At 71.5% G+C, this 7,551-nt stretch carries 6 protein-coding genes; all 6 read right to left on the reverse strand.

Annotation, left to right across the window (positions count from 1 at the left end; translation table 11 throughout):
• Positions 1-185: 185 nt before the first annotated feature.
• The 6 genes from K6I34_RS27085 to dxr all read right to left on the reverse strand — a co-directional run bounded on the left by K6I34_RS27085 (position 186) and on the right by dxr (position 7,504).
• Positions 186-1,883: a proline--tRNA ligase gene (locus K6I34_RS27085; RefSeq protein WP_229329609.1), complete on the reverse strand. Its 1,698-nt coding sequence runs from the start codon at positions 1,881-1,883 to the stop codon at positions 186-188.
• 82 nt (positions 1,884-1,965) lie between these two features.
• Positions 1,966-2,499, reverse strand: a complete 534-nt coding sequence (locus tag K6I34_RS27090) for a GNAT family N-acetyltransferase (protein ID WP_229329611.1) — start codon at positions 2,497-2,499, stop codon at positions 1,966-1,968.
• Positions 2,500-2,562: 63 nt separating this feature from the next.
• Complete coding sequence (locus K6I34_RS27095; protein ID WP_229329613.1) at positions 2,563-3,408, reverse strand: GNAT family N-acetyltransferase; 846 nt, start codon at positions 3,406-3,408, stop codon at positions 2,563-2,565.
• A 212-nt stretch (positions 3,409-3,620) separates the two neighbouring features.
• Positions 3,621-4,778, reverse strand: a complete 1,158-nt coding sequence (gene ispG, locus K6I34_RS27100) for a flavodoxin-dependent (E)-4-hydroxy-3-methylbut-2-enyl-diphosphate synthase (protein WP_229329615.1) — start codon at positions 4,776-4,778, stop codon at positions 3,621-3,623.
• Positions 4,779-4,928: 150 nt separating this feature from the next.
• Positions 4,929-6,230, reverse strand: a complete 1,302-nt coding sequence (locus K6I34_RS27105) for an RIP metalloprotease (protein WP_229329617.1) — start codon at positions 6,228-6,230, stop codon at positions 4,929-4,931.
• The gene (dxr, locus tag K6I34_RS27110) at positions 6,227-7,504 is read right to left on the reverse strand and encodes a 1-deoxy-D-xylulose-5-phosphate reductoisomerase (protein WP_229329619.1); all 1,278 of its coding nucleotides are present in this window, start codon (positions 7,502-7,504) and stop codon (positions 6,227-6,229) included. The genes K6I34_RS27105 and dxr overlap by 4 nt, the downstream gene beginning before the upstream one ends.
• Positions 7,505-7,551: the final 47 nt, after the last annotated feature.

The following is a 7,551-nucleotide window of genomic DNA, read 5'->3' on the forward strand; positions in this document are numbered from 1 at the left end:
GGGCTGGGGGTCCCCCCAGACTCCGTCCGGGGGGACCCCCAGCCCTTTGCGGAACGCATGCCCACAACCAGCGGTAGGAGGTAGGGGCGCGGGGAACTGCGCGACCAGCCCCCACCGGCCCGCAGCCGCACACCGGCCTCACGAGGCAGCCCAGTAGGCGCAGGGGTCCGGGGCGGAGCCCCGGGTCAGAGGAGAGCCGTGACGCGAGCCACGGCCTCGGACAGCGGCAGCTCCGTACGTTCACCCGTGCGGCGATCCTTCAGCTCCACCAAGCCGTCCGCGGCTCCCCTCCCCACGACAAGAATCGTCGGCACGCCGATCAGCTCCGCATCAGTGAACTTCACCCCCGGCGAAACCCCCGCCCGGTCGTCGACGAGGACACGGACGCCCGCCGCGCCCAGCTTCCCGGCGAGGGAGAGGGCCAGTTCCGTCTGCGCCGCCTTGCCCGCGGCGACGATGTGGACGTCGGCGGGAGCCACCTCGCGGGGCCAGCACAGGCCCGCCGCGTCGTGGGTCTGTTCGGCGAGCGCAGCCACGGCGCGGGAGATGCCGATGCCGTAGGAGCCCATGGTGACGCGGACCGGCTTGCCCTGGGGGCCGAGTACGTCGAGGCCGAACGCGTCGGCGTACTTCCTGCCGAGCTGGAAGATGTGGCCGATCTCGATGGCACGGCCGATCTCCAGGCCCGCCCCGCAGCGGGGGCAGGGGTCGCCGGGCTCGACCACGACGACGTCGAGGTACCGGTCGACCGTGAAGTCCCGGCCGCACACGACGTTCCGGGCGTGGGTGCCCTCCTTGTTGGCCCCGGTGATCCACGCGGTGCCGGGCGCCACGCGGGGGTCGGCGAGGTAGGGGATGCCGAGGCCCTGGGGGCCGACGTAGCCGCGGACGAGGTCGGGGCGGCCGGCGAAGTCCTCGGCCGTCACCAGCTCCACGACGGCGGGGGCCAGGTGCTCGCCCAGCTTGCCGAGGTCGACCTCGCGGTCGCCGGGCACGCCGATGGCCGTGATCTCGCCGTCGATCTTGACCAGGAGGTTCTTGAGGGTGGCCGAGGCGGGCACGCCGAGGTGGGCGGCGAGCGTCTCGATGGTGGGGGTGCCGGGGGTGTCGAGCTCCTCGACGAGACCGTGCGCGGCCGGGTCGGCGGGCGTGATCCGCGCGGTGACGGCCTCGGTGTTGGCGGCGTAGTCGCAGCCGGGGCAGTGCGCGAACGTGTCCTCGCCCGCCGCCGCGGGCGCGAGGAACTCCTCGGACGCGGAGCCGCCCATCGCGCCCGAGACGGCGGAGACGACGCGGTGGTCGAGGCCGAGCCGGGCGAAGATCCGGCAGTACGCCTCACGGTGCAGCCGGTAGGACTCGGCGAGCCCCTCGTCGGTGGTGTCGAAGGAGTACGCGTCCTTCATCTGGAACTCGCGGCCGCGCAGCACTCCGGCGCGGGGCCGCGCCTCGTCCCGGTACTTGGTCTGGATCTGATAGAGGATCACCGGCAGGTCCTTGTAGGACGTGCACTGGTCCTTGACGGTGAGGGTGAAGATCTCCTCGTGGGTGGGCCCGAGGAGGTACTCGGCGCCCTTGCGGTCCGTCAGCCGGAAGAGCTCGGCGCCGTACTCCTTCCAGCGGCCGCTCGTCTCGTACGGCTCCTTGGGCAGCAGCGCGGGCAGCAGGACCTCCTGGCCGCCGATGGCGTCCATCTCCTCGCGCACCACGCGGGCGACGTTGTCCAGCACCTTCTTGCCGAGCGGCAGCCACGTCCAGACCCCCGCGGACGAGCGGCGGACGTAACCGGCGCGGACCAGCAGCTTGTGGCTGGCGGTCTCCGCGTCGGCCGGGTCGTCGCGCAGCGTCTTGAGCAGCAACGTGGACATGCGCTGGACGTGGGCCATCGGAGGTCTCCTGCGTGCGTGGTGGGATTGTGCAGGAGGGTAGCGGCGGGCCCGGGCGGCGGGGAAACGGTTTACGGGGGGGTCAGCGCAGCAGCGGCAGGGGCGCGCCCATCACCGCGTACGGGCTCGGCGCGCTGGGGAAGACCACCTGACGGGCGAGGTCGCGGTAGCCCAGGCTGCGGTAGAGCGCGCGGGCCGGGCTCTCGACGTCGATGGCGGAGAGGATGCTGCGCGGCTCGGTGGCCGTCCCGGTGATGGCGGTGATGAGGGCCCGCCCGATGCCGCGCTTCTGATGGTCGGGGTGGACGTGCAGCTCGGTGATGACGAAGGAGTCGTCGAGCCAGGCCTCGGTGCCGGTGGCCCGCAGATACGGTTCGACGACACCGGACCACCAGTGGGCGCGGTCGTTCGGCATGCCGTAGACGAAGCCGACGAGCCGCCCGGTGTCCGTCGTCGCGCCGAAGGCCCGCGCGCCGGGCGAGCCGAGGTGCCGGAGCACGATGTGGCGCCGTACGGTCACCTCGTCCGGGGTGAGCCCAAAGGCCAGTGCCTGCACCGCGAGCGCCTCGTCCACGCGCGCGGCGAGGTCGAGCGGCCCGACCACGATGTCATCCATGCGGGGAGGCTACCTTGCCCGCTGTGCGCGGGGGCCGGGATCGGACGGGCCTGCTTCCGGTTGTCAGAAGAGCACGCTCATGAACGCGCCGACTTCCTGGAAGCCCACGCGCCGGTATGCGGCGCGAGCCGCCGTGTTGTAGTCGTTGACGTAGAGGCTGACGACCGGGGCGACCTCGGTCAGCGCGTACTTCAGGACGGCGGCCATGCCGGTCTCGGACAGGCCGCGGCCGCGGTGCTCCGGGGCGACCCAGACGCCCTGGATCTGGCAGGCGCGGCGGGTGGCGGCGCCGATCTCGGCCTTGAAGACGACCTTGCCGTCCTCGACGCGGGCGAAGGACCGGCCCGCTCCGACGAGTTCGGCGACCCGTGCCTGGTAGAGCAGCCCGCCGTCGCCCGCGAGGGGCGATACCCCGACCTCCTCGGTGAACATGGCCACGCACGCGGGCATGATCACGTCCATCTCGTCCTTGCGGATGCGGCGCACGAGCGGGTCGGGCGCGATGTCCGCGGGCATGCCGCGGGTCTCCATCAGCGGCTGGTGTGCGCGGACCTCGCGGGCCGGGCCCCAGTGCGGTTCGAGGAGGGACCACAGCTCGGCGGTGGCCTCGGCGGGGCCGACGATGGAGGAGCAGCGGCGGCCCGCGCGGCGGGCACGCTCGGCGAAGGCCCGTACGGCCTCGGGGCCCGCGCAGACGGGGACGAGGTTGGCGCCCGCGTAGCAGAGGGATTCGAGGCGGCCTCCGGCGTACCAGCCCCACATCTCGCCGCCGAGCCTCCAGGGGTCGAGTCCGGCGACCTGTACACGGGCGGCGACAAAGGCGTTGGCGACCGGGTCCCGGTCGAGGACGGCGAGGGCGGCGTCGAGCTCGCCGGGCTCCAGGACCTTGGTGGTGGTCGTCGTCAACACGTGTCGAAATGCCTCACCGTAGCGGGCCGGAGGCCAAGGGGAACAGGTCTTGGAACTGTACCTCTCTGATCCCCGGGACCGCGCCCTGTAAGGGGCGCGGGGAACTGCGCGACCAGCCGTACACGACCCGCACCCGCCGGACGACACAAGCCACCCGAGCTCATAGGCGCAGCCGACGACGGGACCGCACGCCTCGGCCGGTCTCAGCAGACTCAGCCGGCGACGCTGATCTCCGGTTCGCCGGAGGCAATACCATCGGCCTTCATCTGCTCGGCGATCTTGAGCGCCTCCTCGATGAGCGTCTCGACGATCTTCGACTCCGGCACGGTCTTGATGACCTCGCCCTTGACGAAGATCTGCCCCTTGCCGTTGCCGGAGGCGACACCGAGGTCCGCCTCGCGGGCCTCGCCCGGGCCGTTGACGACGCAGCCCATGACGGCGACGCGCAGCGGCACCTCCATGCCCTCCAGGCCCGCGCTCACCTGATCCGCGAGCTTGTAGACGTCGACCTGGGCGCGGCCGCAGGACGGGCAGGAGACGATCTCCAGGCGGCGCTGGCGGAGGTTGAGGGACTCCAGGATCTGGATGCCGACCTTGACCTCCTCCGCCGGCGGGGCCGAGAGGGAGACGCGGATGGTGTCGCCGATGCCCTCGGAGAGCAGGGCGCCGAAGGCGACGGCGGACTTGATGGTGCCCTGGAAGGCCGGGCCCGCCTCGGTCACACCGAGGTGCAGCGGGTAGTCGCACTGGGCGGCCAGCTGACGGTAGGCGTTGACCATCACGACCGGGTCGTTGTGCTTGACCGAGATCTTGATGTCACGGAACCCGTGCTCCTCGAAGAGCGACGCCTCCCACAGCGCCGACTCCACCAGCGCCTCCGGCGTCGCCTTGCCGTACTTCTGCAGCAGGCGCCGGTCCAGCGAACCCGCGTTGACGCCGATACGGATCGGCGTGCCCGCCTCCCCGGCCGCCTTGGCGATCTCCTTGACCTTGTCGTCGAACTGCTTGATGTTGCCCGGGTTCACCCGGACGGCGGCGCAGCCCGCGTCGATGGCGGCGAAGACGTACTTCGGCTGGAAGTGGATGTCGGCGATCACCGGGATCTGCGACTTCTTGGCGATCACGGCGAGCGCGTCGGCGTCGTCCTGCGTGGGGCAGGCGACGCGCACGATCTGGCAGCCCGAGGCCGTGAGCTCGGCGATCTGCTGGAGCGTGGCGCCGATGTCGGAGGTGCGGGTGGTGGTCATGGACTGCACCGACACCGGCGCGTCGCCGCCGACGGCCACGGAGCCGACCTGAATCCTGCGGCTGACCCTGCGGTCGGCGAGCTTGGTCGGAACGGAAGGCATTCCAAGCGAAATCGCGGTCATGTGGCGAGCAACCCCAAGGTCTGGATCGAGGGCCCGGGATCGGCGGGCTCCGGCCTTCGAGATTACGGCAAGGCCGGACGGGCTGGAAAACGCGGGTTCGCGCAATCCTGCCCGTCCGGCCAAGGGACACAAGGGCCACAGCCGTCCCGGCTATGTCAGGCGCACCGGGTTCACCACGTCCGCGATCAGCACCAGCAGGGTGAAGCAGACGAAGATCCCGGCCACCACGTACGCCACCGGCATCAGCTTGGCGACGTCGAAGGGGCCCGGGTCGGGGCGGCGGAAGACCCGGGCGAAGGCGCGCCGCACGGACTCCCACAGGGCGCCCGCGATGTGCCCGCCGTCCAGCGGCAGCAGCGGCAGCATGTTGAACAGGAACAGCGAGAGGTTGAACCCGGCGACCAGGAAGAGCATGGTCGCGATCTGCTGCGACGGCGGGATGTCGAGGTTGAAGACCTCGCCGCCGACGCGGGCCGCGCCCACGACGCCCATGGGCGAGTCGGCCTTGCGCTCGCCGCCGTCGAAGGCCGCGTTCCACAGGTCGGGGATCTTGCCGGGCAGGGCGACCAGCGACTCGACGCCGGACTGGACCATGTCGCCCATGCGGTCGACGGACTGCCCGAAGGACTGCGGCACCACTCCGGTCGCGGGGGTGAAGCCGAGGAAGCCCGCGGTGACGTACTGCCCCTTGAGGGGGTTGCCCTTGCCGTCGTACTTCTGGACCTGGTTGGAGATCAGGTCGGCCTGCAGGGTCTTGCGCTCGCCGTCCCGCAGGACGGTGAGGGTGGCCGGTCCGGTGGTCTTGCGGATCTCCCGCTGGAGGGTGCCCCAGTCGTCCGTCCGGTGGCCGTTGAACTCGACGATCTTGTCGCGCGGCTGGAGGCCGGCGGCCTTGGCCGGGGAGTCCTTGGCACCCTTGGGGCAGGCGTCGGTCTTGTCGGTGGCCTTGACCACACAGGCGGAGACGGTGGAGACCTGGGTGGTCTGGGTGCTGACGCCGAAGGACATCATCACGCCGAGGAAGATCACCACGGCCAGGACCAGGTTCATGAACGGCCCGGCGAACATGACGATCACGCGCTTCCACGGCTTGCGCGTGTAGAACAGCCGCGACTCGTCCCCCGGCTGGAGCTCCTCGAAGGCCGCCGAGCGGGCGTCCTCGATCATGCCGCGCCAGGGCGAGGTGGAGCGGGCGCTGATCTTCCCGTCCGCGCCGGGCGGGAACATGCCGATCATGCGGATGTACCCGCCGAGCGGGACGGCCTTGATGCCGTACTCGGTGTCGCCCTTCTTCCGCGAGAAGATCGTCGGGCCGAAGCCGACCATGTACTGCGGCACCCGGATGCCGAACATCTTCGCGGTCGAGAGGTGTCCCAGTTCGTGCCAGGCGATCGAGAAGAGCAGGCCCACCACGAAGACGACTATCCCGAGGACGGTCATCAGTGTCGTCATGCGCGGGCCTCCGAGGGTTCTGTCGCGGTACGGGCCGCCGGACCCGAGCGGCTCACGAGCTCACGGGCCCTGGCACGGGCCCAGGTCTCCGCCTCCAGGACGTCCGGGAGGGTGAGGGAAGTTCCCGCGGCGGGTGTGCCGTGCTCGGCCACGACCCGGGCGACGGTGTCGACGATGCCGTTGAACGGCAGCGTGCCGCCCAGGAACGCGTCCACGCACTCCTCGTTCGCCGCGTTGAAGACGGCGGGCGCCGTGCCACCGAGCGTACCGACGTGCCGGGCCAGGTTCACGGCGGGGAACGCCTCGTCGTCGAGCGGGAAGAACTCCCAGGTGGACGCCGTGGACCAGTCGAAGGCGGGGGCCGCGTCCGGGACGCGCTCGGGCCAGCCGAGGCCGATGGCGATGGGGCCGCGCATGTCCGGCGGGGTGGCCTGGGCGAGCGTGGAGCCGTCCGTGAACTCCACCATCGAGTGGACGTAGGACTGCGGATGGACGACGACCTCGATGCGCTCGAAGGGGATGTCGTAGAGCAGGTGTGCCTCGATGACCTCCAGGCCCTTGTTGACCAGGGTCGCGGAGTTGACGGTGATCACCGGGCCCATGGACCAGGTGGGGTGCGCGAGGGCGTCGGCGGGGGTGACGGAGGCCAGCTCGCCCTTCGTACGGCCCCGGAAGGGCCCGCCGGAGGCCGTGACGACGAGCTTGCGGACCTCGGCGCGGGAGCCGCCGAGCAGCGCCTGGAAGAGGGCCGCGTGCTCGGAGTCGACCGGGATGATCTGCCCCGGCTTGGCCAGCGCCTTGACCAGCGGGCCGCCGACGATCAGGGACTCCTTGTTGGCCAGGGCCAGGGTGCGGCCCGCCTCCAGGGCCGCGAGGGTGGGCGCGAGACCGATGGAGCCGGTGATGCCGTTGAGCACGGTGTGGCACTCGCTGCGGGCGAGCTCGGTGGCGGCGTCCGGCCCCGCCAGGATCTCGGGCAGGGGCTCGGAGCCGTACTGCGCGGCCAGCGCCTCGCGCAGCGCGGGCACCTTGTCGGCCTGGGCGACGGCCACCGTGCGCACCCGCAGCCGCCGCGCCTGCTCGGCGAGCAGGGCCACCCGGCCGCCCGCGGCGGACAGGCCCGTCACGGTGAAGCGGTCGGGATTGCGGAGCACGAGATCGATGGCCTGGGTGCCGACCGAGCCGGTGGAACCGAGGATCACGACCTCGCGCGGTCCGCCCGCGGCGGTGGGGGCGGAGTAGCGCAGGTGCGGGTCAGCAAGGGAGTCCGTCATGGACCCCATTGTTGCCTCTTCCGGCCGGAAGGCGGACAGGGATCCCC

The sequence above is a fragment of the Streptomyces sp. UNOC14_S4 genome (assembly GCF_020740835.1).
In the GTDB taxonomy this organism is placed as follows: domain Bacteria; phylum Actinomycetota; class Actinomycetes; order Streptomycetales; family Streptomycetaceae; genus Streptomyces.

Excerpts from the sequence above, each read along its gene's own strand:
- dxr (WP_229329619.1), bottom strand. The coding sequence starts at position 7,504 with ATGACGGACTCCCTTGCTGACCCGCACCTGCGCTACTCCGCCCCCACC.
- K6I34_RS27085 (WP_229329609.1), bottom strand. The coding sequence starts at position 1,883 with ATGGCCCACGTCCAGCGCATGTCCACGTTGCTGCTCAAGACGCTGCGC.
- ispG (WP_229329615.1), bottom strand. The coding sequence starts at position 4,778 with ATGACCGCGATTTCGCTTGGAATGCCTTCCGTTCCGACCAAGCTCGCC.
- K6I34_RS27090 (WP_229329611.1), bottom strand. The coding sequence starts at position 2,499 with ATGGATGACATCGTGGTCGGGCCGCTCGACCTCGCCGCGCGCGTGGAC.
- K6I34_RS27105 (WP_229329617.1), bottom strand. The coding sequence starts at position 6,230 with ATGACGACACTGATGACCGTCCTCGGGATAGTCGTCTTCGTGGTGGGC.